Genomic DNA, 26,749 nt, shown 5'->3' with positions numbered 1-26,749 from the left:
ATCTCAAGTGCGGTTTGTTCAGGGCCGGCTCGCTTCAACATCACCCACTGAATCACAAACCCCCAACTCTCGCCAGGGGTTTGTCAGCAGTCTGAACCGGGCACTTTGGCCCGGTTTTTTGTTGTCTTGAGTACCGGTTGCGTCAACCGGCCGGGCTGGTGGCCTCGATCAGGAAACCTGCTCGACCTGCTGCACTTCGGGTACGAAATGGCGAAGCAGGTTCTGGATCCCGTGCTTCAGCGTCGCCGTCGACGACGGGCAGCCAGCGCAGGCGCCCTTCATGTGCAGGAACACGGTGCCGTTCTCGTAGCCGCGGAAGGTGATGTCGCCGCCGTCCTGGGCAACAGCCGGGCGCACGCGCGTATCGAGCAGTTCCTTGATCGTCACAACGATCTCGGCGTCGGCCTGGTCGAAGAACTCGTTCTCGTCGTCATGATGGCCGCCGCCGCCGGCTGCCTGACCGGCCATGACAGGCACGCCCGACATGAAATGTTCCATGATCGAGCCGAGGATCGCCGGCTTGAGGTGCTGCCAGTCGGGGCCGTCCTTGGTAACGGTAATGAAGTCGTAGCCGAAGAACACGCCGGTGACGCCGGGGATTTCGAACAGCCGGCCGGCCAGCGGCGACGCCGCACGCGCGCTGTCGGCGTCGCGGAAATCGGCCGTGCCTTCGAGCAAAACTTCCTTGCCCGGCAGGAACTTCAGCGTCGCCGGATTGGGGGTCGCTTCGGTCTGGATGAACATGGACGTGTCTCCGTGCCCGCGCGCGCGGGATGTCTCAGTTTGGAATAGTTCTAATTAAGCTTTGCACGGCCGACATTCAAGCCGCTGGCGCGCCTCCGCGCCAATATGTTGCGCCCAGACTATTGGGCCACAAGTCCATGAGGCCAGGCAGCTATCGGGCCAGACGCCTAGGCCAGGCTGTCGATATCCTCGTCCGACAGGTTCTGCGGCACCACCGTCACCGGGATGGGGAAGGCAGCAGCCTTGCCGGCGATCGAGGCGACAAGCGGGCCGGGGCCTTCCTTGCCGGCACCTGCCGCCAGGACCAGGATAGCGATATCCTGGTCGTCTTCAATCAGCTTGTGGATCTCTTCCGCCGGCCGGCCTTCACGCACGACGAGCTCCGGCTCGATGCCGAGTGTCTCGCGCACCTTCGCGGCGTGGCTGTCGAGGGCTGCGTTGGCGGCAGCGGTTGCCTCCTCGCGCATGATCTTCTCGACGCCCAGCCAGTGCTGGAAGTCATCGGGCTCAATGACGTAGAGCAAGACCAGCACGCCGCTGGTGCTTCTGGCGCGCTTGGAGGCGTAGGCCACGGCGCGCTCGCATTCCGGCGTGTCGTCGATGATCGCCAGGAATTTGCGCCGGTGGCCGGCTTCCTTGCTGAGGCGTTTGGAGACCATGTTCTACCCGTGTTGCGCCGCGTCCCAGAGCACGACCCCGAAAAGTGGAAGCCCATTTTCGGACTAGATCATGCTCAGACAAATGAGCCCCATTTCGAACTTTTCGGAATGGAACCGGCTCCAATCTGCCACCGGCGTCGGCTGCCCGCAAGCAGCCAGCGCCGATGATGCTGTCAGTCGCCGAGCAGGCCGATGATGTTGCGCACGTCCTTCATCGTCGTTTCGGCGATGGCGCGGGCGCGGTCGCCGCCGTCACGCAGCACGGCGTCGATATGGCCGGGGTCGGCCATCAGGCGGCGCATCTCGCTGGCGATCGGCGACAGCTTCTCGACAGCGAGGTCGGCAAGGGCTGGCTTGAACACCGAGAACTGCTGGCCGGCAAACTGGCTGAGCACCTCTTCCTTGGTCATGTCGGCCAGGCCGGCATAGATGCCGACCAGGTTTTCCGCCTCGGGGCGATCCTTCAGTTCGTCGAGCTCGCTCGGCAGCGGCGCCGGGTCGGTCTTGGCCTTGCGGATCTTCTTCGAGATGGTGTCGGCATCGTCGGTCAGGTTGATGCGCGAAAGATCCGACGGGTCCGACTTCGACATCTTCTTCGAGCCGTCGCGCAGGCTCATGATACGCGCCGCCGGCCCGCCGATGATCGGCTCGGTGATCGGGAAGTAGCCGTTGACCGTCTCTTCGCCCACCTGCATCTCGACGCCGATGCCGAGATCGGCGATGCGGGTCGAGAAATCGTTGTTGAACTTCTGGGCGATGTCGCGGGTCAGCTCCAGATGCTGTTTCTGGTCCTCGCCGACGGGCACGTGTGTGGCGCGGTAGAGCAGGATGTCGGCAGCCATCAGGCTCGGATAGGCGAGCAGGCCCAGCGAGGCGTTCTCGCGGTCCTTGCCGGCCTTGTCCTTGAACTGCGTCATCCGGTTCATCCAGCCGATGCGCGCCACGCAATTGAAGATCCATGCCAGCTCGGCATGCTGCAGCACGCGCGCCTGGTTGAAGACGATGTGCTTCTTGGGATCGATGCCTGAGGCCAGGAACGCTGCGGTGATCGAGCGTGTCTGGCTCTGGAGGTCGTTATGGACGAGCTGGGCGGTCAGCGAGTGCAGGTCGACGACGCAGTAGATGCATTCGTTGGTATCCTGCAGGGCGACAAACTTGCGAATGGCGCCGAGATAGTTGCCGAGATGGAGATTGCCGGTCGGCTGGACGCCGGAGAAGATGAGCGGTTTGAAGGCGGTCATGATGGATCCCGTGGCTTGTGGAGGGCCGTTTCGCGCGCGGCGAAATTCGAGTGGCGCTTATGAACGATGGCGCTCTTGCTATCAAGAGGGCGGGGCTATCAAGAGGGTCGGCGCCACCTGTGAACGAGGTTCTCGACATGCGCGCCGAGTAGCTTCGCCTGGCCGGCGAGGCGCACAAGCAGCGGATCGTCGGGCGAGGTCCATCCGTGGTGCGCAGTGCGGATCGCCTGTTCGAGCGCAACTCGCAATTCGGCGCTGTCGCGACGCTCGAACAGATCCTTGAGCTCGGCAACGCGCTCCTGTGCTGTCCAGTCGGTTCGTGCCGGCGAGGCGATATGTATCGAGGTCGCTTCCAGTCCAGATGCGAAGCGCAGGCCGGGCTGGCGCAGAAACTTCCGCCACATGAACTGGTCCGTGTAGGTCCCGGCTGGTGCCGGGCTCCAGCCGACGGGCAGGGCACGATAGGCGCTCATGCGATGGCCGCCTACGGTCAGGCCAAAAAAGGCCTTCTCGCCATCGCGCACCTTTTGCCAGCAGCCGGGCTCGGCGAAACTGCCGCCATAGACCACGAACTCGTTTCGGCCGTGCACGTTGATCTGCACCATGTGGCCGAAATCATGCCGCTTCAGCAGCTTGGCCAGGCTGGCAAGGTGGCTGCGCAGCCACAGGTCATCGTCGCCACAATAGGCGACGATCTCGCCGCGCGCCTCCTGCAGAGCCACGTGCCGGTGCGCCTCCCCGTGGCGCTGGCCTTTGGGAAAGTCGAAGTAGCGGATGCGCGGGTCGCTCCGGGCAAGGTCGCCGACGACGTCGCGTGTCTCTGCGGATGCGCCGTCGCCGACCACGAAGAGCTCGAAATCGGAAAAGCTCTGGTCCTGGATGCTGCGGATTGCGTATCCAATCAGATGCGCATGGTTGTGCGTCGGCACCAGCACGGTGGCAAAGGGCTTGCGGTTCACTCGGGCAGCCCGGCCATGCGCCTGATATCGCAGACGCGCTCGACGATCGCGGCGCCTTCGGCGGCCGAACTCATCGGCGCCGGTCCACCATTGAGGTGGCGGAGGAAGGCGGCGAGTTCCGCCTCGAGCGGCATATTGTTCTGGATCGCAACCTCGACCTCCGGCGCATTCAGATCGTTAGGGCTTCCCTGGCGCAGGATCAGATGGTCGTCGAAGCTGCCGTTCAGCGTCACCGTGCCATTGGTACAGGACAGGATCACCGACCGCCGGTTGACCGGGTGGTGCGCCGAGGTCTCGATCACCACGCGCGGCCCGCCGTCGCGGCCGAGCACGGCGACGAGACCGCTGGACGCCGGTCCAAGTCCGTCCGCGAACGCCGTTGCTACAGGTGGGACCTCGCCAAGGACATGCAGGCATATCGACAAGTCATGCGGCAGCAGGTTCCAGATCGGGTCGACCTCGTTGTGGGTCATCGACCAGCCGAGCCGGTACAGCCTGAGTCCCAGGACGTCGCCGATCTCGCCGCTTTTCGCAAATCGGGCGATGCGTTCGATTCCGGCGTGATAGCGCCATTTGTCCATGACGAAGAGGCGGTCGGCAGCCTTCTCAGCCAGCAATCGGGCCGTCGCCCGGTCCGAGGTCAGCGGCTTTTCGACAAACAGCGGAATGTTGCGCGGCAGGAGGCTGAGCAGCACCGCGCCATGGCTGTCACTCGGCGTGGCAACAACGGCGCCCTCGACCTCGGGCAGTTCATCCAGCGTCGGGACAATGTGGTCTGCACCGTTGGCTACGGCATTGGCGCGCGATCTTTCGCCAGGTGCCACGCATGTGACCTTGGCACCCAGCGCTTTCAGGTCGCGCAGGATCAGCTTGCCCCAACCGCCGCAGCCGATCAGACCGAGATGCGGGGCCTCACGCACGGCTGGCGCTCATTTGCGCGCGCACAGCCAAGTACTGTTGCGTCATCTCGGCGGCGGAACCCGCAGTCGTATCACGCGGCGACAGGGCAGGATCGCGGATGTCCCAGTCAAGGCCGAGCGCCGGATCGTCCCAGCGGCAGCCGATTTCGTCCACAGTGTTCCAGTAGTGCGAAACCGAATAGCAAAGGCTGGAAACTTCAGGAAAATGGAAGCCATGGGCGACGCCGGGCGGGACTAGTGCTGCCTGCATTTTCGAACCCTTGAGCGTCACCGTCGTTGCCATGCCATGAGTCGGCGATTCCGGGCGAATGTCCGAGAGCGCGAGCACCAGCGTGCCTTCTAGGCAGACGAGATAGTCGGAGTGGATCACGTGCACATGTACGCCGCGCAGAACGTTGGCCTGGCTACGTACGAAATTCCACTGCACGGGCTCGATGCCGGCATCCCATTCCTGGCGGAAGATTTCCGTCAGGTTCCCGCGATCGTCGTCATGGGTCTTCAGGTCGCGAACAACGCATCCCAGCGGAAGTTTGATCATCGCTATGCTTCCCCACTGCCCCTGGCGCAGCTCTTGCCATGCCGCGCGTCGTGACTCCCAGCGTCTGTATCTGTCCGGTCGATGCAGAAAGCAATGCTCAATCGGCCCGTAGGCTTACGTAGGCACGGCAATCACTCAGATTCGGCCGGCGTTGGCGCAGGCTTGGCGCGATTGCGTTTGATGTTGCGCCGGATCATGCGGGCATCCGCGCCGCCGATGCCGAAGGCGACGCTGAAATAGATGATCATCGCAGCAGCCACCAGCACGCCGAGCGCCGCTGCCTGGGTATAGACGGGGGCCGCCGACCCCAGCCATTGATCGGCCTCGCCCGTGGCGAACCACAGTCCGCCGGCCATGATCGCGGAGGCGACGACAAGGCGCGGTATCCGTTTCATCAGTGCTGCGTCGCGATCCCACTGGCCGCGCCAGACCAGCGTGCCGAGCAGCATCGCCGCGTTGACCCAGCCGGCGATTGCCGATGCCGCAGCAATGCCGGGCGCACCCCAGGACGGAAACAAGGTCAGCGCGACCGAAATGTTCACCGCCACCGAAATGGCGGCGAAATACATCGGCGTGCGTGTGTCCTCGCGTGCGAAGAAGCCGGGCGTGAACGCCTTGATCAACACGAATGCCGGCAGGCCAAGGCCGAAGATGGCGAGGATCGATGCCACCACCGGCGTGCTGTTCGAGGCGGCGAAGGCGCCGCGCTCATAGAGCACACGCACTATCGGCTCCGACATGACCAGCAGGGCCGCGGCAGCGGGGAGCGTCAGGAACAGCGTGAACTCGACCGAGCGGTTCTGCAGGTTGGCTGCCTCGACCTTGTTGCCTGCCTTCAGCGCCCGCGACAGCTCCGGCAACAGCACGATGGCAACGGCGACGCCGACGACGCCGAGCGGCAACTGGTAGACGCGGTCGGCAAGGTTCAGCGACGACACGGCACTATCCTGGCCCGAGGCGATGGCCGTCCCGATCAGCGTGTTGATCTGGGTGATGCCGCCAGTGATCGCCGCCGGCAGCGCCAGCCACAGCAGGCGCTTGACGTTGGGCGTCAGCCTGGGCCGGCGGAAGCCGATCGATATGCCGGCATGGCGCACCGCGATCCAGACGATGATCAGCTGCACCAGACCGGCGGCCAGGACGCCCCAAGCCAGCGCGTAGCCGACGGTCAGCCCGTCATGGCCGCGATACCAGGCATTGGCCAGGACGCCGACGAGGATGATGTTGAGAAACACCGGCGCGATCGCCGCGGCGAAATAGCGGCGCAGCGAGTTCAGCATGCCGCTCATCATCGCCGCCAGCGACATGCAGATCAGATAGGGGAACATGATGGTGGCGAGCGCCACCGTCAGGTCGTACTTCTCGGGATTGTCGGCGAAGCCGGGAGCCACGACGAAACGCACGATCAGCGGCATCGCCAGTTCCATGGCGATGGTCAGTACCAAAAGGGCCGAAAACAATACGCCGAACACTTCCTCCGAAAAGCGCTTGGCGCCCTCCGTGCCGTTGGCCTCGATCTCCTTGGCAAACAGCGGCACGAAGGCGGCGTTGAAAGCGCCCTCGGCAAACAGCCGGCGGAAGGTGTTGGGGAACTGGAATGCGGCATAGAAGGCGTCGGCCACCGGCCCGGTGCCGAGGGCCGCCGCCATCAGCATCTCGCGCGCAAAGCCCAGCACCCGGCTCATCAGCGTGCCCGAGGCAACGGTCGCGAATTTCTTGATCAGTGACATGGGGCGCGACGATGCCTTGCGGATTTGGGCGGGATCATGGCTGGCGTCATTCGGCCGCCGCCGCCTTGGCCTTGGTCCGCTCGGCGCTTGCGCCCTCGAGGGTGGCGATCAGGCGGGTACGGATATTCTCGAGCCGTGTCGGGTTGTCGATCTTCTGGCCGGTCAGGTCGGTGACGTAGAAGGTGTCGATCACCTTCTCGCCGAAGGTGGTGATGTGTGCCGAGGCGATGTCGAGCGACAGGTCGGACAGCGCGCCCGTGATCTCCGACAGGAAGCCGGGGCGGTCGAGGCCTTCGACCTCGATCACCGAGAAACGGTTCGACAGCGCATTGCGGATTTCCGCACGCGGCTGGATGCGGAAGGTCTTCTGGCCGCGCTTCGGCTTGGCCCGCTTGGCGATCATCTCCGGCAGCCAGGCCCGGCCCGACAGCACGTCCTCGATCAGCTGGCCGACACGTTCGGCGCGCCGACGCTCGTCCTCGTCGCGGTCGAATTCGCGGCTGATCAGGATGATGTCGAGCGCCCGCCCATCGGCGGTGGTGAAGATCTGCGCGTCGACGATGTTGCCGCCGGCAGCCGCACAGGCGCCTGCGATCACCGACAGCAGGCGCGGATGATCCTGCGCCAGGATGGTGATCTCGGTGACGGCCTCGAATTCGTGGGTCCGCACCATTGTCGACAACTGCTTGCCGGCCGCATCGGCGCCGCGGATGAACTCGGCATGACGCTTCTGGTCTTCCAGGTCGACGGTCAGCAGGTAGTTGTCATAATGCAGCTTGACGTATTTCCGCCGCGCCGCCTCCGGCCAGTCGGAAAGTGCCGCGGCCAAAGTCTCGCGTGCCGCCGCCGTGCGCTCGGCCCGCGACAGCTCGGAAAAGCCACCGGTCAGGAGGAGCTCGGTCTCGTAATACAGCGTGCGCAGCAACTGGCCCTTCCAGCCGTTCCACACGCCCGGGCCGACGCCGCGGATGTCACAGACGGTCAGGATCAAGAGCAGCTTCAGCCGCTCGACCGACTGCACGACGTCGGCGAAATCGTCGATGGTCTTGCGGTCGTTGAGGTCGCGCGTCTGCGCCGTCATCGACATCACCAGGTGGTTCTCGACCAGCCAGGCGACGGTCTCCGTGTCGGTCGGCGACAGTCCCATATGCGGGCAGATGCGGCGGGCGATCTTGCCGCCGGCCTCCGAATGGTCCTCCGGCCGGCCCTTGGCGATGTCGTGCAGCAGCACCGCGACATAGAGCACCTCGCGCTGCTTCTTCAGGCCGCCGATCAGCGAATGGCTGAGCGGATGGATCTTGGCGCCGTCGCCATGCTCTATCTCGGAGAGCACGCCGATGCAGCGCAAGAGGTGCTCGTCGACGGTGTAGTGGTGATACATCGAGAACTGCATCATCGCGACGATCTTGCCGAAGTCGGGGATCAGCCGGCCCAGCAGTCCGGCCTCGTTCATGCGCCGCATGTTGAGCTCGGGGCTGCGGTCCGAGGTCAGGATGTCGAGGAAATAGCGGTTGGCTTCCTCGTTGCGGCGCAGGCCCTTGTCGACGAGACCGAGCGAGCGGGTCAGAAGCTTGAGCGCATTGGGATGCAGCTCCAGCCCGTGCCGGTCCGCGAACCAGAAGAAGCGCAGCATGTTGACCGGGTCGCGCGAAAACACCTTGTCGTCGGCGACGTTGATGCGCTGGTTGTCGATGATGAAGTCGCTGGTGCCGGCGAGCTTGCGCCGTCGCCTGGAAAAGCCCTGCAGCAGCCCGTGGAAGCCCGGCGCGTCTTTGGCCTGTTCCTCTTCCAGGGCGGCGCAAAAGATGCGAGTCAGGTCGCCCACTTCCTTGGCCACCAGGAAGTAGTCCTTCATGAAGCGTTCGACCGCCGAAAGCCCGGGCTGGGTGGTGTAGCCGAGGCGCTGGGCGATCTCCCGCTGGATGTCGAAATGCAGCCTTTCCTCGGGCTTGCCGGTCAGGAAATGCATGTGGCAACGCACCGCCCAGAGAAAATCCTCGGCCTCGACGAACTGGCCGTATTCGCCCTCGGTGAACACGCCCTTGTTGATCAGCTCGGCGCCGGTGCGCACGCGGTAGTAATATTTGGCGATCCAGAACAGCGTGTGCAGGTCGCGCAAGCCGCCCTTGCCGTCCTTGATGTTGGGTTCGACCAGATAGCGGCTCTCGCCCGCCTTGGCGTGGCGGCCATCACGCTCGGCGAGCTTTGCCTGCACGTATTCGGGGCCGGTGCCTTTCACCAGCTCCTTGTCGAAGCGGTCGATCAGTTCGTCGCAGAGCTTCTGCTCGCCCCAGATGAAGCGCGCTTCCAGGATCGCCGTGCGGATGGTGATGTCGCTGCGCGACAGGCGGATGCATTCATCGATGTTGCGGGTGGCGTGGCCGACCTTCAGCCCCATGTCCCACAGCATGTAGAGCATATATTCGACGATCTGCTCGCCCCACGGCGTCTGCTTGTAGGGCAGCAGGAACAACAGGTCGATGTCGGAGCCGGGCGCCAGCGTGCCGCGGCCATAGCCGCCAACGGCGACGACAGCCATGCGCTCCGCCGAGGACGGGTTCTTGGCGCGGTAGACGTGGGTGACGGCGAAATCGTAGAGGACGCGGATGATCTCGTCCATCAGGTGCGAGATCCGCACGGCACAGAGTGTGCCGCCGCCATCGTCCATCAGCATGTTCTCGGCGATCTTCTTGCCGGCGGCGATGTGGTCCTTGAACAGCTGCAGCGCCTTGGCGCGCACGGCCGGGTCGGTACCGTCGCCGTCGCTGGTCTGCGCCGTCAGTTCGCGGCGCAGCGCGTCCGCGTCGATCAGCTCTTCGAGTTTGAGCGGAACTTTGTTCATCTGCCTCGGCTGGCCTCGCCCTTGTGGCGGCGTCTATAGCGTGATTTTCCAGCCATGTGTATGGCCGACGTCGGGGCCCCGTTCAACCTGCGGCCGCGCGCTGCTTGGCTGTGGCCCGCCCCAGCGCGGCGCGCAGAATTGTTGCCCACCGCCCTGCGATCGCCGTCTCGTCCAGGAACGCTCGCGAATACGCCGTCAGCGGGCTTTGCGCGAAGAACGCTTCATAGAGCGCCGGGTCGCGATCGGCCCTCACCGTCCGCCGCGCCACCGAAATCAGCGTCAGCGGCACGGCCAGCTTGCGCATCAGGGGCGACCGTGCCAGCGGCTGCCAGCCGAAGGCAAGCCCGTCGCAGATGCGCTTTTCATGCGCATGCCAGTTGATGAAGCAGCGCTCGTCGAAATCCTCTGCGACCCGCGGGTTGCCCCAGTAGATCGGCACGCTGCCGGCGAGCATAGCGTCGACGAGCTTCTCGGTCGTGTAGCCGGCAGCGCTGCTGTTTTCGAAGGCGATGGTGAAGCGCCTGTCCCTGAGAAACGCCAGCTTGTCGTCGCGCGAGTTGCCGATCGGCGCGCAGTTGCGCTGCACCCGGCCAGGTGCGTCGACCCGGCGGTAGAGCGACAGGGCCCGGAACAGCCAGCGGCGCAGCTTGGCGCGCTTGTTGCCATAGATGAAGGCGCAGAAATGTGGCCTGTTGGCGCGCTGTTCGGGTGTCTCGGGCGGCAGTCCCGTCAGGCAGTGCAGGATCGAATCGCCGCCGCTGCTCCAGACGTAAAGCGGGTAGCGCATGTAGCGCTCGTTGCCGATATCGGCTTCGTAGTCGAAGGCCAGCGCCCACTCGCAATGGTCCATCAGCGGCGTTGCGTTTTCGCCCGTCAGGAAGACGCGCTCATAGTCGCCGGCGGGCACGTCGGGCATGCGGGTGCGGCCGACATTCTGATTCTTGGGCGCGAACGGTCCGATCAGCACGAGGTCGGCCTGATCGAGCTCGTCGCAATATTCGATCGCCACGCCGCAGGCCTGCGCCCACGGCGCGACATAGCTCTCGACGGCGCGACGCGGCGGCATGTCCTGCCAGAAATGGCAGCAATGGACCTTCACCACGGCTTGGCCGGGCAGGGACGTCGCGCTGGTTACGGCTCTATCGGTCATGCTGCATCTGTACTCGCGTAAGGTCGCCCCGGCATCGCGCAGCCCGGCCGACGTTCCATCCTGTGGAAGCCTTGACCTTCCAGCAGGTGGAACATCTACCTTACTGGCCCATGCCGCTGCATATACTGGATTTCTTGAGATGAAACATACTGAAGATCACGCCGGACACACCCACCATGGCCACGGTCACGGCGCGGCGCCCGAAACGGTGGTTCGCGACGCCGTCTGCGGCATGACCGTCGATCCCGCTGCCGGCAAGCCGTCGCTCGAACATGGCGGCCGCCTGTTCCATTTCTGCAGCGCCTCGTGTCGTGGCAAGTTCCAGGCGGCGCCCGACAAATATGTGAGCGCCAAGGACCCGGTCTGCGGCTTGGACGTCGCCCGCGACTCGGCCAGACACTTTCTCAAGCACGAAGGTTCCGGTTATTACTTCTGCTCGTCCTCCTGCGCGGGCAAGTTCACAGTCGAGCCGGCAAAATACACCTCCGGCAAGCCGGCCGCGGCGCCGGCGCCCAAGGGGTCACAATACACCTGCCCGATGCATCCCGAGATCGTCAGGGACAAGCCCGGCTCCTGCCCGATATGCGGCATGGCGCTCGAGCCGATGATGCCGTCCGCCGACGACGGTCCAAATCCCGAGCTTGTCGACTTCACCAGGCGTTTCTGGATCAGCGCGGTCCTGTCCATCCCACTTTTGATCATCACCATGGGGCCGATGGTCGGCCTGCCGACACGTGACTGGATCGGCGAGCCGCTCGCTTCCTGGCTCGAGCTGATCCTGGCAACGCCCGTTGTGCTCTGGGCAGCGCTGCCCTTCTTTCATCGCGGCCTGGATTCGTTCCGCAACCGCAGCCCCAACATGTGGACGCTGATCTCGCTCGGCGTCGGCGCGGCCTATCTCTATTCGGTCGTGGCCACGCTGTTTCCCGACCTCTTTCCACACCAGTTCCGCGGCCATGGCGGCTCGGTGCCGGTCTATTTCGAGGCGGCCAGCGTCATCGTCGCGCTCGTCTTCCTTGGCCAGGTGCTGGAGCTCAGGGCGCGCGAGCGCACCGGTTCGGCCATCCGCGCGCTTCTCGACCTGGCGCCCAAGACGGCGCGTCGCATCGCCGCCGACGGCTCGGAAACCGAGGTCCCACTTGAGGAGGTCGTCAGCGGCGACCGCCTGCGCATCCGCCCCGGTGACGGCGTTCCGGTCGACGGCATCGTGCTCGAGGGCCGCTCGTCGGTCGACGAATCGATGATCACGGGCGAGCCGGTTCCGGTCGAAAAGGTCGAGGGCGAGCGCGTCACCGGCGGCACGCTCAACAAGAACGGCTCGCTGATCATGCGCGCCGACAAGGTCGGTGCCGACACGGTGCTGTCGCAGATCGTCGACATGGTCGCCAAGGCCCAGCGCAGCCGCGCGCCAATCCAGGGGCTCGCCGACCGCATCTCGTTCTATTTCGTCCCTGCGGTAGTGGTCATCGCGATCATCGCCTTCATCGTCTGGGCGCTGATCGGGCCCGAGCCGAGCATGGTCTTTGCCATCGTCTCGGCGGTGTCGGTGCTGATCATCGCCTGCCCCTGCGCGCTCGGCCTCGCCACGCCGATGTCGGTCATGACCGCCACCGGTCGCGGCGCCCAGGCCGGCGTGCTGATCAAGGATGCCGAGGCGCTGGAGCGTTTCGCCAAGGTCGATACGCTGATCGTCGACAAGACAGGCACGCTGACCGAGGGGCGGCCGCAGTTGACCGACGTGGTCGCCGCCGACGGCATCTCGGGCGATGAGTTGCTGTCGCTCGCCGCCGGGCTCGAAAAGGGATCCGAGCACCCACTTGCCGAGGCCATCGTCGACGGTGCATCCAAGCGTGGTGTCACCGTGCCGGACGCGCAGGACTTCGAATCGATCACCGGCAAGGGCGTTTCGGGCACGGTCTCCGGCCGCAAGGTGGCGCTCGGCAATGCCGCCATGATGGCCGATCTCGGGCTTGAATTCGCTGGCCTCGCTTCCCGCGCCGACAGCCTGCGCGCCGAGGGCAAGACGGCGATGTTCGTTGCCGTCGACGGCAAGCCGGCCGGCATCGTCGCTGTCGCCGACCCGATCAAGACATCGGCGGCTGTCGCCATCCGCGAGCTGCACGACCTCGGCCTCAGGATCATCATGGCCACCGGCGACAATGCCCGCACGGCAAAAGCTGTCGCTGAAAAGCTCGGAATCGACGAGGTTCGTGCCGACATGCTGCCGGAGAGCAAGAAGGCGCTGGTCGACGAGTTGCGCGCCAAGGGGCAGGGTGTGGCCATGGCCGGCGACGGCGTCAACGACGCGCCCGCACTTGCTGCCGCCGATGTCGGCATCGCCATGGGCACCGGCGCCGACGTCGCCATGGAGAGTGCCGGCATCACCCTGGTCAAGGGCGACCTCGGCGGCATCGTCCGGGCGCGCAAGCTCGCCCGGGGCACCATCCGCAACATCAAGGAAAACCTGTTCTTCGCCTTCATCTACAACGTGCTGGGTGTTCCCGTCGCCGCAGGCGTCCTATTTCCGGTCCTCGGCACGCTTCTGTCGCCGATGATTGCCGCCGCCGCGATGAGCCTGTCGTCGGTGTCGGTCATTGCCAACGCGCTGCGGCTGAGGGCGATCAAACTCTGAGATGCGGCCTCCAACGAGGAGATGTGAGTGTTCAGAAAGATCGTGCTCGCCCTGATGGCGACGGGAATGCTGGTTGCCGTTCTGCTCGAAACCGCGCCGGTCTGACCCAACCGGTGTCGACGTTGCCTGCGGCATCATCCGCAGGCGGCCAGCGCCGAAGCTGAGGAGCAGGGGCACCCCGCTCCTCGCCGGTTGGCGGCGCCGTCAGAACTGGGTCGTCAGCCCCACCGTGATGGTGCGCCCTCGGCCGGTCTTGTCGCCCATCTCGCCCGACACCGCCGGGCTGTAGGCCACGTTGGTCAGGTTCTCGACGTTCAGGAACGCCGTGGCGTTCTTGTTGACCTTGTACGAGGCATAGGCGTTGAACAGCGTATAGGCCTCCTTGGTTGCAGTATCGCCGAAGCCAACCGCATAGCGGCTGCCGCCGACATGGTTCATCGTCGCGCCGATTGTCAGTGCTTCCTCGAAGGCGCGGATGCCGACATCGACGGAGACCTTGCTCTCCGGCAGGAAAGTCGAATCGCCATTGCCGATGCCGGCGCCCCAGCCAACCGGCTGGTTGTTGCTCGCCTGGGTGTAGGAGAGATTGACGTAGGCGATGCCGGCATCATAACCGCCCTCGACCTCGAAGCCCCGTGAGTGCGTCGTTCCGGGAACGTTGACCCAGATCGCCCGTTCGTAAGGGTCGCCCGGGATATTGATCAGATTGTTGACGATGTAGTTGTCGATGGCGTTGTTGAAGTAGTTCACCTTAAGCCGCAGCTCGTCGCCGCCATAAAGCAGGTCGTTCCTGACGATATTGGCGCCGATCTCCCAGCCCCTTGATGTTTCCGGGTTGAGGTGGAAGTTGGAGTACTGGCCACCGCCGACGCCAGATCCGATCGGAACCAGCGCCCACAGCGCCTCGCGCGCCGAGGGCGGCCTGAAGGTGTGTGAGTAGGTCACATAGGGCTGCAGCCAGTCGAGCGGCTTTGCCGACAGCGTGATCTTCGGGTTCAGCGCGGATTCGTGCCTGGAGACATCGACATTGCCACCGGTCGGCGGGCAGAAGCCGATATTCGGTTTGCACGGGCTCTGGCGACCGCTCAGGTCCCAGTAGTCGTAGTTGAGGCCGGCGTTCAGCTCGAAGATACCCTGTGACAGGGTGAGGTCGGAGAAGGCGCGCGCCTTCTGCATGTGCCCGGGCGGATTGGCGCCGCGGAACAGGTTGACCTTGTAGTCGTTGGACGAATAGGCCGCGCCATAGTCCCAGCGCGCGCTGAGCTCGTCGGTAATGTCGAACCGGCTGGTATTGGCGATGTCGAAGCCGAAGCCGAAGTCGCGCGTGTTGCGCTTGCGGTACGATCCGCCCGTCGTCGGATCGTAAGACATGTCGGTGCGGTTGTAGTAGCCGTTGATCCTGAGGTCGATCCAGTCGCCGCCGGGCTGGTATTTGTAGTTGGCCGTATAGGTCGCGTTGTCGACACCCCAGTTGTAGCCCGAAACCAGGAAGTCGTTCTTGTACCAGCGCGCGCCCAGCCTTAGGTCGTGCACGTCGTCGGGCTGGAAGTGCAGCTTCACCAGGCCGGACCCGGGCTTGTTGCTGGCGTCGGGCCTGTTGTAGGTGCCGTCGCCACGCTGGTAGTTGCCATGCTCGCCATAGCTGAACGCGCCCAGGATAGAGGCTTGGCCACCTCCGGCCAATTCGGTCTGGACACCTGCCGCGGCCATCCCCGAAGCGCCATAGCCATTGCTGCCTGCCTTGACGGTCGTCTTGACGCCCCGGTCCTGGCCTTCGAGCACGACGTCGTCGAACTCGATGGTGCGGAAATTGACCGCACCTGCCAGCGAGCCCATGCCATAGGCGCCATTGACCGCGCCGCGTTCCGCGCCGATGCCGGCAAGAAGGTTGGTGTCGATGTAGAGCAACTCGCCGCCGGTGGAGGCGTGGCCTGCGGTGTTCCTGAAGGTCTGGGGCACTCCGTCGATCATCGTGTTAACGCGGCCATCGGCTTCGAAGCCGCGGATGTTCACCGACACGCCGGGCTGGCTCGACGACATGCGGGTGAACGTGCCCGGCATGCTGCGAACGATGGCATTGGCGTCACCGCCAAATTTCTCCTGGACGATCTTGCCGTCGATGACGCTGACGCCACCTGATGTCTGGAAGGGCGCTTTCGTATCGCTGCCGGCGCTGACCGTGATGGGTGGCAGCACCAATGGGCTCGTTGCCGGCGCCTTCCGGTCTGACTTGACCGGCTTGGGCGGCTGCTCGGCGCCGTTGGGGGACTGGGCATTCGCCACGCTGAGGGCAATGGCGCTGCACACGGCCGCCAACGCGACAGTGCTGCAACGGATGATGTGATGATTGTTCACTGTGTTCCTCGGAATGCTGGGAATCAGTGGCTTGCTCTGGAGAAAGAACTGCTAGCTTCTGATGCGCGTCTTCTCGGAAGACGACTTGGCGCCTGATTGATGGGATGAGCCCAGGCTCTCAACGCGCCATTGAAAACACTGGCAATGAGCGCCCAAACACAGGCGGTCGGCCTCTCGTCCAGGCATCCGAGAGAAGACATCGAAATTTCAGTATGTTGTTTGACCACCCCGTTGGCCGGTCGACGGCCATGAAGCTGAGCTACATTAACTTGATATTTGTAGTCAAGTTTTATGCGAGGCGATTTTGCGTCGCCCACAGGCGCATGCGGACGGCTATATCAGTGCCTTCCAGCTGCCTGAGACAGCCGCTGAAGACGAACCCATAGGCTTTGTTGCCGTAACTGCGCGGCATCGGTCGTCATCCTGCAAAGCGGTTTGAAAAGACGAGCAACGCGTCGACGCTGTAGCCAACGTGGCCCGGTGCGGTAAGCTGACACAAATCGCCGAGGAGACTGCCATGCCTTCACCGTCCGCAATCACGACGCTGCCCTCGGGCGAGGCCGTGCCGACCCTCGGCCAGGGCACCTGGATGATGGGCGAGGACCGCAGCCGCGTCGCCGACGAAGTCGCCGCACTTCAGCTTGGGCTCGATCTTGGCGTCACCTTGATCGACACCGCCGAAATGTATGGCACCGGCGGTGCGGAAAAGGTGGTGGGCGAGGCCATTGCAGGGCGCCGCGACGAGGTGTTCCTCGTCTCCAAGGTGCTGCCGTCCAACGCTTCGCGCAATGGCGTCATCCGCGCCTGCGAGGCGAGCCTAAGGCGCATGCACACCGACCGGATCGATCTGTACCTGTTGCACTGGCGCGGCGGCGTGCCGCTGTCGGAAACCATCGCCGTCTTCGAGGAGCTGCGTCAGTCGGGCAAGATTCGCCACTGGGGCGTCAGCAATTTCGATGCCGATGACATGGAAGAGATGAGCCGTCTGTCCAAGGGCGGCGCCTGCCAGTCCAACCAGGTGCTCTACAACCTCACCCGCCGCGGCATCGAGTTCGATCTGTTGCCGCAGTGCCGGGGCCTCGGCATGCCTGTCATGGCCTATTCGCCCGTCGAGCAGGGTGCGCTCGCCGGCAACAAGGGTCTCCAAGGCATCGCCGCCCGCCATGAGGCGACCGCCGCGCAGATCGCGCTCGCCTGGGTCCTGGCCCAGTCAGGCGTCATAGCAATCCCCAAGGCGACGCGCCTCGAGCATGTCAGGCAGAACGCCGCTGCGCGCGATATCAGGCTGACCGGGCAGGATCTGGCCGAACTCGACCGCCTGTTCCCGCCGCCATCGCGCAAGCGTCCTCTGGAGATGATCTGACCGTTTTGGCCGGCGTCTGTCAGCTCGCCTTGACGGAACAGATACCGTTGGCGCCGCCCTTGCCGGTGTAGGAGACGCTCGGCGAGCCATCGGGATTGATGCTCAGCGAGATGGTCACGCCGGCGCCCTTGATCTCGAAGTAGTTGTCGTTGAACTTCTTCAGCGCGCCTTCCTTGCCGTTGATGTAGACCGGCCCGCCTTGGTCGGCATGGACCTCGATGTTGCCGGGGCAGGTGGCGTTGAGAAGCGGGATCGACGCATGCGCCGGCGTTGCAAGCTCAAGGGCTGCCGCCAGGGCAGACACACCAGCCAAAGTCTTGTTCATTTCATTCCCCCATGTCTGGACGACATCAGGCATTGTTGCGCTGCTGCGACCGTGCCGCAAGCGCACATGGGCTCAGCTTGCCAGCGCCACGTCGGGCGCACCGATCCTTGCCTCGAAGCTGCGGCTCTTGATGCCGACATAGTGCTCGCCAAATGGCCGCGGCTTGGCGATGCCAAAGCCTTGCGCATAATCGACGCCGATGTCGCGCAACGCCCTGGCAATGTCGTCGTTCTCGACGAACTCGGCGATGGTGCGCTTGCCCGTCACTTCGCCGATATGCTGGATCATCTCGACCATGGCGCGGTCGATGCGGTCGACAAGCATGTCCTTGACGAAGCCGCCGTCGATCTTGAGGTAGTCGACGGGCAGGGCCTTGAGATAGCTGAACGACGACATGCCCGCACCGAAATCGTCGAGCGAGAAGCGGCAGCCATGCGCCTGCAGCGTGGCGATGAAGCGGGCCGCCCGGTCGAGGTCGGCGATCGCGCTGGTCTCGGTGATCTCGAAGCAGATGGTCGCGGGCGAAATGCCGCTGCGGGCAAACTGCTCCAATACGTAGTCGGCAAAGCTGTCGTCGCCGAAGCTCGCGCCCGACAGGTTGATGGCGCAGGTGGTGATCGGTGAAGCGTCGGCCGTCTGCCGGGCCAGGATGCCGAAGGCCTGGCGCACCATCCAGCGGTCGATCAGCGGCATCAGCCCGTAGCGCTCGGCCGCAGGGATGAATTCGCCTGGTGCAATCAGCTTGTCCTCGGCATCGGCCAGCCGGACCAACAGCTCGACATGGGCGCCTGCCGCGCCATCGCCATGCAACGGCACGATCTCCTGGGCGAAGATGCGGAAACGGTTCTGCTCCAGCGCTTCGCGCAGGCGCTGCACCCAGGCCATCTCGCTCAGCCGCTGCTCCACCTCCATGTCGCCGATCTGCTGGATCTGGATGCGATTGCGGCCGCGCTCCTTGGCCATGTAGCAGGCGACGTCGACGCTGCGCAGAATCTCTTCCAGCGTCATGCTGGCATCCGACATTCCAACCACGCCGATGCTGACGCTGATCTTGAAAGCGCGTCCCGCCCAGACGAAGTTCAGCTCGTCGACGGCCTGGCGCAGGCTCTCGGCGGTGCTTGCCGCGAGCTCCTCGGGGCAGTTCTCCATCAGGATGCCGAATTCGTCGCCACCCAGCCGTGCCAGAAGATCGGTCGGGCGCAACCGGCTGTGCAGTGCCGCCGACACCTTGCGCAGGAGTTCGTCGCCGGCCGCATGGCCGCAGGTGTCGTTGACGATCTTGAACTGGTCGAGGTCGAGATACATCAGCGCGTGCACCGCCGGGCGCTTGGCCAGGGCTGCCAGCGACGCGTTCAGCCGCGCCTCGAATTCGCGGCGGTTGGCCAGCGAGGTCAGCGTGTCATGGCTCGCCTGCCACGACAGCTGCGCCATGAATTCCTGTTCCTTGGTGCGGTCGTGGAACACCAGCACCGCGCCCGCCACCTTGCCGTCGACATAGAGCGGCGCTGCCACCAGCGACACTGCGACGCTCGAAAGGTCCGGCCGCATCAGTTGCTGCGGCACGCCGCTGCCGCCGACCGCTTCGCCCGAAAGGACGCGTGCGATGAAGCCGTTGTCTTCTTCGTCGCTCTCTTCGCTGACCAGCCGGAACAGCTGGTCGAGTGGCTTGCCCTTGGCGCTGGCGCCATGCCAGTCGAGCATCGCCTCGGCCGCTTCGTTCATATAGTCGAGCCGGCCCTCGGCGTCGGTTGCAACGACGGCCTGGCCGATCGAGGCCAGCGTGATCTGAGCGCGCTCCCGCTCGGCATTCAAAGCGCTTTCAAACGCCCGGCGCTGCTCCAGCAGATTGCCCGTGCGCCGCATCGCCAAAAGGATCAGGGCGCCTGCGGTTACCACGTTGACGCAGAGCAGCAGCACGGTGATGTCGCGCGAGCCGCGCCCGAGCGAGACGGAGAAGGCCTCAGCCAGCGGTGCCGTCTCTTCGTGCAGACGATGGATGTCCTTCTTCCACGCCGCGAGCTGTTCTGCCGAGGCACTGCCGCTCGAGATGCCGGCATGCATGGCCTCGCCGAGTGCCGCGATCTCCAGGATCTTCGGATCGGCGTCGATCCAGCGGTCGACGGCATTGGACAGGTAAGGCACGTGGCGGAAGTTCTTGAACAGCCAGATCAGGCCGGGATTGTCGTTGGGATGGTTGCCGCCGCGAAGGAAGCCGTCATAGGCGGCGTCATAGTCGAACAGCGGTTTTTCCATCGCCAGGCGCGCGTCGCGGTCGGCAAGCGGCACCGCAATGGCGTGGCGGAAGCGTTCGAAATAGTTGGCATCGCCGGAATTGGCATAAAGCGTCAGATAGTAGATCGCGTCCTTGTGGCCTTTCGACCAGGCGCTTTCGCCTGCAGCATAGGCGCGCACGGCAGACAAGGTATAGAGACTGGCACCGGCAATGACGGTCTGTATCAGGACAACGGCGATGAAGGGCCACAGCAGCCCGATGAGCTGAAACCTGGATCTGATGTCGCGTTGTCTCGTCACATGTATGGCGAACGAACTCGCCCCCCAGCTTGTTCTCCTCGCGTTTGCGGCGCGAATAGTTGCAATACCTATATGAGCAAGCTTTAAAATTCCTTTCCCTGTAAGGTTCAAAGCACTATCCAGTACATTGACGTAGGGTAAGGTATTTCCGGCCTGCTGCCAGCGATCTTCCGTCAACTTGGGTTGACGGAATTGCCTACGTCAACTAATGTTGACGAATGGTTGATCTGAACGCCCTGCATTTGCCCGATGATCCCGACGAAGCGCTGGCCGCGGTGGTTGCCTTGCGACGGCTGGCCGACACGCTCGAGCGGCGCGCGGTCAGGTCGGCGCTCGGGCAGGGCTGGTCATGGGCGCGGATCGCCCAGGCACTCGGCGTCAGCAAGCAGGCCGCCCACAAGCGGCTGTCCGACATCGGCGATGGGCCGGAGAGCTAGGAGACGAGAATGTTCAGCCGCATCAAGGCGCGTTTCAACGACATCGGCACGATCGGCACGCTATGCACCGGGGCGGAGCAACATGCGTTGCGGGATCATCAGCGCGAGCCGGGCGCCGAGCACTTCCTGCTCGCCGCGCTCGACCTGCCCGACAGCACGGCGCGGCAAGCCTTCGCAGCGGTCGGCGCGGATCCCGCGGCGCTGCACCAAGCCATCGCCCGTCAGTATGGCGACGCCCTTGCCGCCATCGGCCTGGATATCGCTTCGTCGTCGTCGGCCGGGTCGGAGCGGCTGGCCGCACGCCCCGGCGCATTCAATGCGTCGGCCTCCGGGCAGGAGGTCATGCAGGCGCTGGCGGCAAGCCGAAGCCAGCACGGCCCGCTGCTCGGCGCGCATGTCGTTGCCATCGTTGCCGGCATGCCGCACGGCGTTGCCGCCCGCGCCTTGCGGGCGATGGGCATCGACCTTGCCCAACTCAGATCCGCCGCCGAAGCTGTCGCCGGCGCCGATGCGCGTCCCTGAGCCGGGACGCGCTCACTTCGCCCGGTGAAGCCGGAGCGGCTTGGTCGCCTCGCGCTGGATGACGCCTTGTGCTTCGAGGTCGAGCTGGGCTGCCTTCAGCCACCAGCCGGCCTTGTCGCCGCCGGGAAACAGCTCCTCGGACAGGATCGGCAGCACCGCCGCCTTGGTTTCCGCCACGGTCAGGCCCGGCGTGGTTGCCGGCAGCACCTCAAGCAACGCGTCGCGCATGGCGGTGTATTTTGCCTTGTCGACACGCACGACATGGTTGGGCGAGACGATGTTGCGGATCTCGATCTTCTCAGCCGCCTTGGACATCGAGCTCTCCCTTTACATATTCGATCTTGGGGGCGCGAAAACCCATCGCCGCCCAGGCAGACAAAAGCCGCCACATGAAGCGGCCGGAATGCTTGGCATAACTCGGCAGGCTGTCTGTGAATTCGACGCCGGACCTGCGGTCGGCGGTCATCGTGCGCATCTCGGCCGGTGGCCGGTCGGCGGGGTCGATGCGCTCGCGATAGACCGACAGCCAATGCCCGCCCTTGAACTCCAGAAACATCGGCGAGTTGCAACAGGAAGCCACCACGCGCCGGGTCGGCGCCGTCCGGCTCAGCCGGTGTTCGCGCAACAGCTCGGCGCCATGCGCACAGCGGATCCGGTCTTTGCGGTAGAGCGTGTAGTTCGTGCCGCCGTCGCTTTCGAGCACCGGCGCGCCGCCGGGTAGCGCGGCGAAAATCCCGCCTGCCTTCTGGCAGCTGGAGCAATAGCAGATCGCGCCGACGATCGGCGTGCCGCTCGCCTCGAATGCCACCTGTCCGCATCTGCAGGCGATCCGTCGCATGTCAGCCATCTCATCACCTCGTCCGTCGATTTAAAACTAAACTGGACCGTCCAGTTTGATTTGTCAACGGCTTCGGCTTATGCTCGACATCGCAGCTGCCGATACAGGGACGTGCATTGATGAAGACCGCCAAAACGCGCCAGGAACGGACACGCGACACCATCCTCGATGCCGCCGCCGGCCTGTTTCTCCGCAACGGTTTCCTTGGCGCCAATATGGACGAGATCGCAGCGGTCGCCGACGTTTCCAAGCAGACCGTCTATGCCCATTTCCACAGCAAGGAAGCCTTGTTCCTCGATGTCGTCAGGGGGCTGACCGGCGTTGCCGGCGACGTCCACCAGGAGCAGGTCGCCGACCCCGTCGACGACCGCCCGATCGCCGATTACCTCCAGGAATTTGCCGAACTTCAGCTCACCATCGTCATGACGCCGAAGCTGATGCAACTGCGGCGGCTGGTCATCGGCGAGGTCGAGCGCTTTCCGGAACTGGGCAGGGCGCTGCATGCGCTCGGCCCGCAGCGCTCGATTACCCGCCTGTCGCGCGCCTTCGAGCGCTACCGCAGGCTCGGCCAGATCGAGGCCGACGACCTCGAGGCCGCGGCGTCGTTCTTCAACTGGCTGGTGATGGGGGCCCCCGTCAACGACGCCATGCTTCTGGGCGACGACGCCATCCTGCCCGCCGCGGCCTGCCGCGGCCACGCTGCCGAAAGCGTGCGCATCTTCCTCGCTGCCTTCGGCCCGCGCGCCACGCATCGGGCATAGGCGCCGGCTGGTGGCCGGCGCCGCAGGGTTCATTGACCTGATGCCATCAGGTCGCGCACCAGCGCGTCCTTCACCAGCCCGATCAGCTCGGCATGCAGTTCGCCGCGTGGTCGGCCGGCCTCGTCCGAACAGATCGGATCGAACTCGCCAAACGACTTGAGCAGTTCGGCCGCACCGTCCTTGCACTCGGGCAGGAAGCTGAAATGCGTCGCACCCGCCACGGTCGCATAGGTCCCCTTGGACGTCAGCTTCGCGAGTCCATCGGAGATGACAGCCAGCGGAATGCCTTCACCCTCGCCGAGATTGATGAAGTGCATCGGGATCGCGATGTCCTTCAGGCTGTCGGGGTCATAGGCCTGGGCGAGGCCGGGATCGGCCAGCACCGCCGTCTTGATCCGCTGGTCGAGGTTCGACTGCTCGAAGCGCGCCTGATCGATGCGGCGCAGGTCTACCTTGTCGACTGTAATCTTCTCGTCATTGACGTAGCCGACGCCGCTTACAAACCAGGCGCAGTCCCACTTCTTGTAGCTGTCGCAATAGCGGGCATAGGCCTCGAGATTGGCGCGCGCGCCCGAAAGCTCCATGGCACTGGCACCACCGAGCGAGAAGCCGACGATGCCGATCCTGTCGGCATCGATGACGCTGCTCCAGGCCGGATCCCTGGCCAGTGCGTCGATGACGGCGGACAGATCGGCCGTGCGCTGCCACAGCTTCGGCGTTTCGGCCGGGGTGGAAAAACCGCTGGTCGTGCCCGGATGGTTGGGGCCGGCAACGACGAAACCCGCCTTGGCAAGCTCGGTGGCGAGCCAGCTCATCGCCTGCACGCGGCTGCCCGATCCATGCGACAGCAGCACCAGCGGATGGCGGCCCGGCACTACGGGTGCATCAATGCTGGCTGCCGCGCCCTTGAACACCTTGTTGTCGCCGACAATTGTCGGCTTGCCGCCGACGGCTGCCGGATACCAGACGGTCACGGATAGATCGCGGCCGGTCTGCGGCACCGACATCTCTTTGATGCCCGCTTCCGAAGCGAAGCAGGCGGAGACGAAGCCGATGAGGGCGGGAATGGTGGTGAGTAACTGGAGCACGGGAACCTCGCTCTGTTTGCGGATGAAGACGAGCGAGCAATGGCGAAATTGACCTTTATCGGCGTCCTCGATCGCGATTCAGGTCGTGCTCGATCGCGATAGAGGCCATGATCGGCTGTCTGCTCTCCCGTGGGATTCGCCTTGATCTTCGTGCCCTTGTCCTTCGTCGCCGCCCTGTTGCTGGTCATCCTGCTCGTCGCAGCATTGCGCGCCCGCGAAACATCAGGCGGCAACACCGCCTTCCTCGTCCTCGTCGCGCTCTGCGCCGTGCAGTCGGTCGTCGTCGGTCTGCGCTGGGGCTATCATGTCGAGGCGGCGCGCTATGTCCAGCCGATCCTGGCTGCCGGCCTGCCGCCTTTGGTGCTGTTCAGTTTCCGCACCTTGCTCCAGCGCGATGATACCCAGGGCGGTGCCACACGCTGGCTGCACGCCTTGCCGCCTCTGGTCATGACTGCCATCGTGCTGTTCGCGCCCGCCTTTATCGATGCAGCACTTGTCGTGCTGTTCGTCGGCTATGCAATCGCCGTGCTGCACCTCGGACGCAGCGGCCCGGACGCTCTGGTCGAGGCGCGCCTCGACAGCGCGGTCGCCGCCCACCGCGCGCTCATCATCGCCGCTGTCGCGCTCTGCCTGTCGGCCCTGTTCGACCTCGGCGTTTTGCTCGCCTTCGAAAAATGGCAGGGCGAAAACGCCGCCGTCATTGCCAGCAACGCCAATCTGCTCGGCCTGTTCTTCATTGGCCTGACTGCCTTCGTCGCCTCGCGCGCCCATCCCTCGACACCGACCCAGACCAATCCACCCGAGCCGTCGCCGTCCGAGCAGGACCGCGAGGTGCTCGATCAGGTCCAGCGCCTGCTGATCGACCAGAAGCTCTATCGCGACGACAATTTGACCCTGTCCAGGCTGGCCCGCCGCGCGGGCGTGCCGGCGCGACAGATCTCGGGCGCCATCAACCGCCTCGCCGGCAAGAATGTTTCGCAGTACATCAACGACGTCAGGATTTCGGAAGCCTGCCGCCTGCTCAGGGACACCGACATGTCGGTCACATCGGCCATGCTCGATGCCGGCTTCCAGACCAAGTCCAACTTCAACCGCGAGTTCCGCCGCGTCACCACGCTGAGCCCCGCCTCCTGGCGCGAGCAGAACCGGCGCAGGGCCGCGAACGCCGCTTGAGCGGCCGCCATCGTCACGCCGCGCGGTAGGTCTGCGCCACGGCACCGCCTGGAATGGCTCTCGAACTCACCAGCTCGAGCCGGGCCGGCGCGGCGAGTTCGGAAAACAGCGGCAGGCCCTGGCCAAGCGCCACAGGGACGACCAGCAACGCGAAGCGGTCGACCAGCCGGCCGGCGACGAGGCTGCGGGCAAAGCTGACCCCGCCATGGGCGACGATCGGCTTGCCCTCCTGCGCCTTCAGCCTGGCGATTTCCTCCGCGAGGTCACCGCTCGCCACATAGGCCTGCGCCCAGCTCTCCGCGCCGGCTTGCAGCGCAGCCTGCGTGGTCGCCGTTGTGGCGTTCGCCAGGATTGGCGGCCCCCGCCGCGAGAACACCGCCTTGGGGATCTGGTTCATCGGTGCCGCGAACTGGTCGGTGGAAGTTGGCCACCAGGCAGCCATGCCATGGAAGGTGCGGCTGCCCTTGATGTGCAGGCTGGCGTTCCACAGGAACTCCACGCTCCACGCCTTGGCCTCCTGGTCGGTGCCGAACATCCAGCCGTTTCGCCCGTCCAGGTCGCTGACGAAACCGTCGACCGACATCGACATCTTCAACACCAGCTCTCTCATCGCCGTCTCCTCCGTTGCGGTCCTGACCCGAGGACGCACGGGAACGACAGATACCCACAGCGCGCGGCCATTTCATTGGCCGCGCGCTGTCGCATTCCGCAATCTCAGGCAGCTAGCGCTGCAGCCCGACAAAGAAGGCGGCGACCTCTTCCGCCCAGACCTCGGGCACTTCCATCGCCGCAAAATGGCCGCCGCTGGCAAGCTCCGTCCAGCGCAGGATCGTGTTGCCTTCTTCGCCGTAGCGGCGGATGGCGACCTCGTCGCGGGCAAAGACGGCAACGCCCGTCGGCACGCCAGAATTCGGCTTCGGCGACCAGGCTTCGGGATCGTGGGCGTTTTCATAATAGAGCCGGATCGACGAGGCTGCGGTGCCGGTGAACCAGTAGACCAGCACATTGGTCAGGAACCGGTCGAGCTCGACGGCATCAGGGCTGTCGCCGAAGCCGGCAAACATGTCGCCCAGCCAGGCGATGAGACCGGCCGGCGAGTCTGAAATGCCATAGGCCAGCGTCTGGGGCCGGCTCGACTGCAGCGCATTGAAGCCGAAGCGTTCGGCCATGAACTGTTGCAGGCGCTGCAATCGGCTCTTCTCGGCATCGCTGAACGTGGCGATCTCGCTGGCATCGATGGGCCCAAGCGGAATGAAGCCCATCGTTGCCGCGTTGACATGCACGCCGATGATCCGGTCAGGTGCTGCCCGGCCGATGGCAGGGGCGATGATCGCACCGGCATCGCCGCCCTGCACGCCGAAGCGCTTGTAGCCGAGGCGCGACATCAGCTCGAGCATGGCGCTGGCGATGCGGCCGTCATTCCAGCCTGTCGCGCGCGTCGGGCCGGAGAAACCGAAGCCGGGCAGCGACGGGATGACGAGATCGAAGCCAGCCTTAGTCAGCGGCCCGATCGCGCCGAGGAACTCGACGAACGAGCTCGGCCAGCCATGCAGCAGGAGCAGCGGTACGGCATCGATAACCCCCGACTTCACATGCAGGAAATGGATGGTCTGGCCGTCGATCTCGGTGACGAACTGCGCGTTGGCGTTGATCTCTGCCTCCTGCGTGCGCCAGTCGAAGCCGTTCTTCAGCCGCTCGATCGCACGGGTGACGAAACTGGATGCCATGCCGTAGCTCCAGCCGGTGCCTGGAATCTCGTTGGCGAGCCGAGTGTTGGCGAGCCGCGCCTTGAGGTCGGCCAGATCGGCTTCAGAAATGGCGATCTTGAAAGGGGTGATGTCAGACATTGCCGCGTGTCCATTTTTGCTATGTGCATGACCCCAGCGAAAATCGTGCGATCTCAGGGGGCCGTTCACAGGGTTGAAAGTGCATCCTTTCTA

General features: G+C 64.6%; 23 protein-coding genes. 6 read left to right on the top strand and 17 right to left on the bottom strand.

From position 1 onward, the window contains the following. Window positions 1–168: 168 nt before the first annotated feature. The 9 genes from HNQ95_RS25755 to HNQ95_RS25715 form a co-directional block, all read right to left on the bottom strand. The gene (locus tag HNQ95_RS25755; RefSeq protein ID WP_067955404.1) at window positions 169–744 is read right to left on the bottom strand and encodes a NifU family protein; all 576 of its coding nucleotides are present in this window, start codon (window positions 742–744) and stop codon (window positions 169–171) included. A 167-nt stretch (window positions 745–911) separates the two neighbouring features. Beyond that, window positions 912–1,403, bottom strand: coding sequence for a universal stress protein (locus HNQ95_RS25750; RefSeq protein ID WP_067955402.1), 492 nt, complete (start codon window positions 1,401–1,403; stop codon window positions 912–914). 173 nt (window positions 1,404–1,576) lie between these two features. Continuing rightward, window positions 1,577–2,644: a tryptophan--tRNA ligase gene (trpS, locus tag HNQ95_RS25745; RefSeq protein ID WP_067955400.1), complete on the bottom strand. Its 1,068-nt coding sequence runs from the start codon at window positions 2,642–2,644 to the stop codon at window positions 1,577–1,579. A gap of 98 nt (window positions 2,645–2,742) precedes the next feature. Further along, complete coding sequence (locus tag HNQ95_RS25740) at window positions 2,743–3,603, bottom strand: glycosyltransferase family 2 protein (RefSeq protein ID WP_067955398.1); 861 nt, start codon at window positions 3,601–3,603, stop codon at window positions 2,743–2,745. Further along, complete coding sequence (locus tag HNQ95_RS25735; RefSeq protein WP_067955395.1) at window positions 3,600–4,523, bottom strand: Gfo/Idh/MocA family protein; 924 nt, start codon at window positions 4,521–4,523, stop codon at window positions 3,600–3,602. The genes HNQ95_RS25740 and HNQ95_RS25735 overlap by 4 nt, the downstream gene beginning before the upstream one ends. Continuing rightward, window positions 4,516–5,061, bottom strand: a complete 546-nt coding sequence (locus HNQ95_RS25730; protein WP_067955393.1) for a dTDP-4-dehydrorhamnose 3,5-epimerase family protein — start codon at window positions 5,059–5,061, stop codon at window positions 4,516–4,518. Before HNQ95_RS25730 ends, HNQ95_RS25735 begins: the two co-directional genes overlap by 8 nt. A gap of 131 nt (window positions 5,062–5,192) precedes the next feature. Continuing rightward, a complete protein-coding gene (gene murJ / locus HNQ95_RS25725) occupies window positions 5,193–6,791 on the bottom strand; it encodes a murein biosynthesis integral membrane protein MurJ (RefSeq protein ID WP_067955390.1) in 1,599 nt (532 codons plus the stop codon). Window positions 6,792–6,837: 46 nt separating this feature from the next. After that, window positions 6,838–9,633 (bottom strand): [protein-PII] uridylyltransferase, encoded by a 2,796-nt coding sequence (locus tag HNQ95_RS25720; RefSeq protein ID WP_067955388.1) that lies wholly within the window; start codon window positions 9,631–9,633, stop codon window positions 6,838–6,840. A gap of 82 nt (window positions 9,634–9,715) precedes the next feature. Further along, window positions 9,716–10,783 (bottom strand): glycosyltransferase family 10 domain-containing protein, encoded by a 1,068-nt coding sequence (locus HNQ95_RS25715; protein ID WP_083948315.1) that lies wholly within the window; start codon window positions 10,781–10,783, stop codon window positions 9,716–9,718. A gap of 139 nt (window positions 10,784–10,922) precedes the next feature. Between HNQ95_RS25715 and HNQ95_RS25710 the strand changes: the two genes are divergently transcribed. Continuing rightward, complete coding sequence (locus HNQ95_RS25710) at window positions 10,923–13,415, top strand: heavy metal translocating P-type ATPase (protein WP_067955384.1); 2,493 nt, start codon at window positions 10,923–10,925, stop codon at window positions 13,413–13,415. 204 nt (window positions 13,416–13,619) lie between these two features. Here the strand turns inward: HNQ95_RS25710 and HNQ95_RS25705 are convergent, their stop codons facing one another. Continuing rightward, window positions 13,620–15,770 (bottom strand): TonB-dependent receptor domain-containing protein, encoded by a 2,151-nt coding sequence (locus HNQ95_RS25705; RefSeq protein WP_182575567.1) that lies wholly within the window; start codon window positions 15,768–15,770, stop codon window positions 13,620–13,622. A 517-nt stretch (window positions 15,771–16,287) separates the two neighbouring features. Between HNQ95_RS25705 and HNQ95_RS25700 the strand changes: the two genes are divergently transcribed. Then, entirely contained in the window at window positions 16,288–17,133 is an 846-nt protein-coding gene (locus tag HNQ95_RS25700; RefSeq protein WP_067955381.1) for an aldo/keto reductase, read from the top strand. A 19-nt stretch (window positions 17,134–17,152) separates the two neighbouring features. On the opposite strand, the gene HNQ95_RS25695 is transcribed toward HNQ95_RS25700, so the two are convergent. After that, window positions 17,153–17,458, bottom strand: coding sequence for a hypothetical protein (locus HNQ95_RS25695; protein WP_067955379.1), 306 nt, complete (start codon window positions 17,456–17,458; stop codon window positions 17,153–17,155). Between the two features lie 72 nt (window positions 17,459–17,530). Beyond that, window positions 17,531–19,990, bottom strand: a complete 2,460-nt coding sequence (locus tag HNQ95_RS25690; RefSeq protein ID WP_312870993.1) for an EAL domain-containing protein — start codon at window positions 19,988–19,990, stop codon at window positions 17,531–17,533. A 218-nt stretch (window positions 19,991–20,208) separates the two neighbouring features. Here HNQ95_RS25690 and HNQ95_RS25685 point away from each other — a divergent pair, with 218 nt between their 5' ends. After that, the gene (locus HNQ95_RS25685; protein ID WP_067955378.1) at window positions 20,209–20,427 is read left to right on the top strand and encodes a hypothetical protein; all 219 of its coding nucleotides are present in this window, start codon (window positions 20,209–20,211) and stop codon (window positions 20,425–20,427) included. A 9-nt stretch (window positions 20,428–20,436) separates the two neighbouring features. Then, complete coding sequence (locus HNQ95_RS25680) at window positions 20,437–20,949, top strand: Clp protease N-terminal domain-containing protein (protein WP_067955375.1); 513 nt, start codon at window positions 20,437–20,439, stop codon at window positions 20,947–20,949. Window positions 20,950–20,961: 12 nt separating this feature from the next. On the opposite strand, the gene HNQ95_RS25675 is transcribed toward HNQ95_RS25680, so the two are convergent. Together HNQ95_RS25675 and HNQ95_RS25670 are read right to left on the bottom strand one after the other, a co-directional pair. After that, window positions 20,962–21,264 carry a DUF6958 family protein gene (locus HNQ95_RS25675; protein ID WP_067955372.1) on the bottom strand — a complete coding sequence of 101 codons (303 nt, stop codon included), beginning with the start codon at window positions 21,262–21,264 and terminating at the stop codon, window positions 20,962–20,964. Further along, the gene (locus HNQ95_RS25670) at window positions 21,248–21,796 is read right to left on the bottom strand and encodes a GFA family protein (RefSeq protein WP_210252524.1); all 549 of its coding nucleotides are present in this window, start codon (window positions 21,794–21,796) and stop codon (window positions 21,248–21,250) included. The genes HNQ95_RS25675 and HNQ95_RS25670 overlap by 17 nt, the downstream gene beginning before the upstream one ends. 110 nt (window positions 21,797–21,906) lie before the next feature. Between HNQ95_RS25670 and HNQ95_RS25665 the strand changes: the two genes are divergently transcribed. Continuing rightward, a complete protein-coding gene (locus tag HNQ95_RS25665; protein ID WP_067955371.1) occupies window positions 21,907–22,548 on the top strand; it encodes a TetR/AcrR family transcriptional regulator in 642 nt (213 codons plus the stop codon). A gap of 29 nt (window positions 22,549–22,577) precedes the next feature. On the opposite strand, the gene HNQ95_RS25660 is transcribed toward HNQ95_RS25665, so the two are convergent. Further along, window positions 22,578–23,636, bottom strand: a complete 1,059-nt coding sequence (locus tag HNQ95_RS25660; RefSeq protein WP_182575568.1) for an alpha/beta hydrolase family protein — start codon at window positions 23,634–23,636, stop codon at window positions 22,578–22,580. A gap of 129 nt (window positions 23,637–23,765) precedes the next feature. Here HNQ95_RS25660 and HNQ95_RS25655 point away from each other — a divergent pair, with 129 nt between their 5' ends. Further along, window positions 23,766–24,809, top strand: a complete 1,044-nt coding sequence (locus tag HNQ95_RS25655; protein ID WP_312874167.1) for a helix-turn-helix domain-containing protein — start codon at window positions 23,766–23,768, stop codon at window positions 24,807–24,809. Window positions 24,810–24,822: 13 nt separating this feature from the next. Here the strand turns inward: HNQ95_RS25655 and HNQ95_RS25650 are convergent, their stop codons facing one another. After that, entirely contained in the window at window positions 24,823–25,419 is a 597-nt protein-coding gene (locus tag HNQ95_RS25650; RefSeq protein ID WP_182575570.1) for a dihydrofolate reductase family protein, read from the bottom strand. A gap of 112 nt (window positions 25,420–25,531) precedes the next feature. After that, on the bottom strand, window positions 25,532–26,656 hold the full coding sequence (locus HNQ95_RS25645; RefSeq protein ID WP_182575571.1) for an epoxide hydrolase family protein: 1,125 nt from the start codon (window positions 26,654–26,656) through the stop codon (window positions 25,532–25,534). Between the last annotated feature and the right edge of the window lie 93 nt (window positions 26,657–26,749).

The organism is Aminobacter ciceronei (assembly GCF_014138625.1).
Classification (GTDB): Bacteria; Pseudomonadota; Alphaproteobacteria; order Rhizobiales; family Rhizobiaceae; genus Aminobacter; species Aminobacter ciceronei.
Note: the sequence above shows the minus strand (reverse complement) of the source record. Positions and strands in the feature narration are given on the sequence as shown.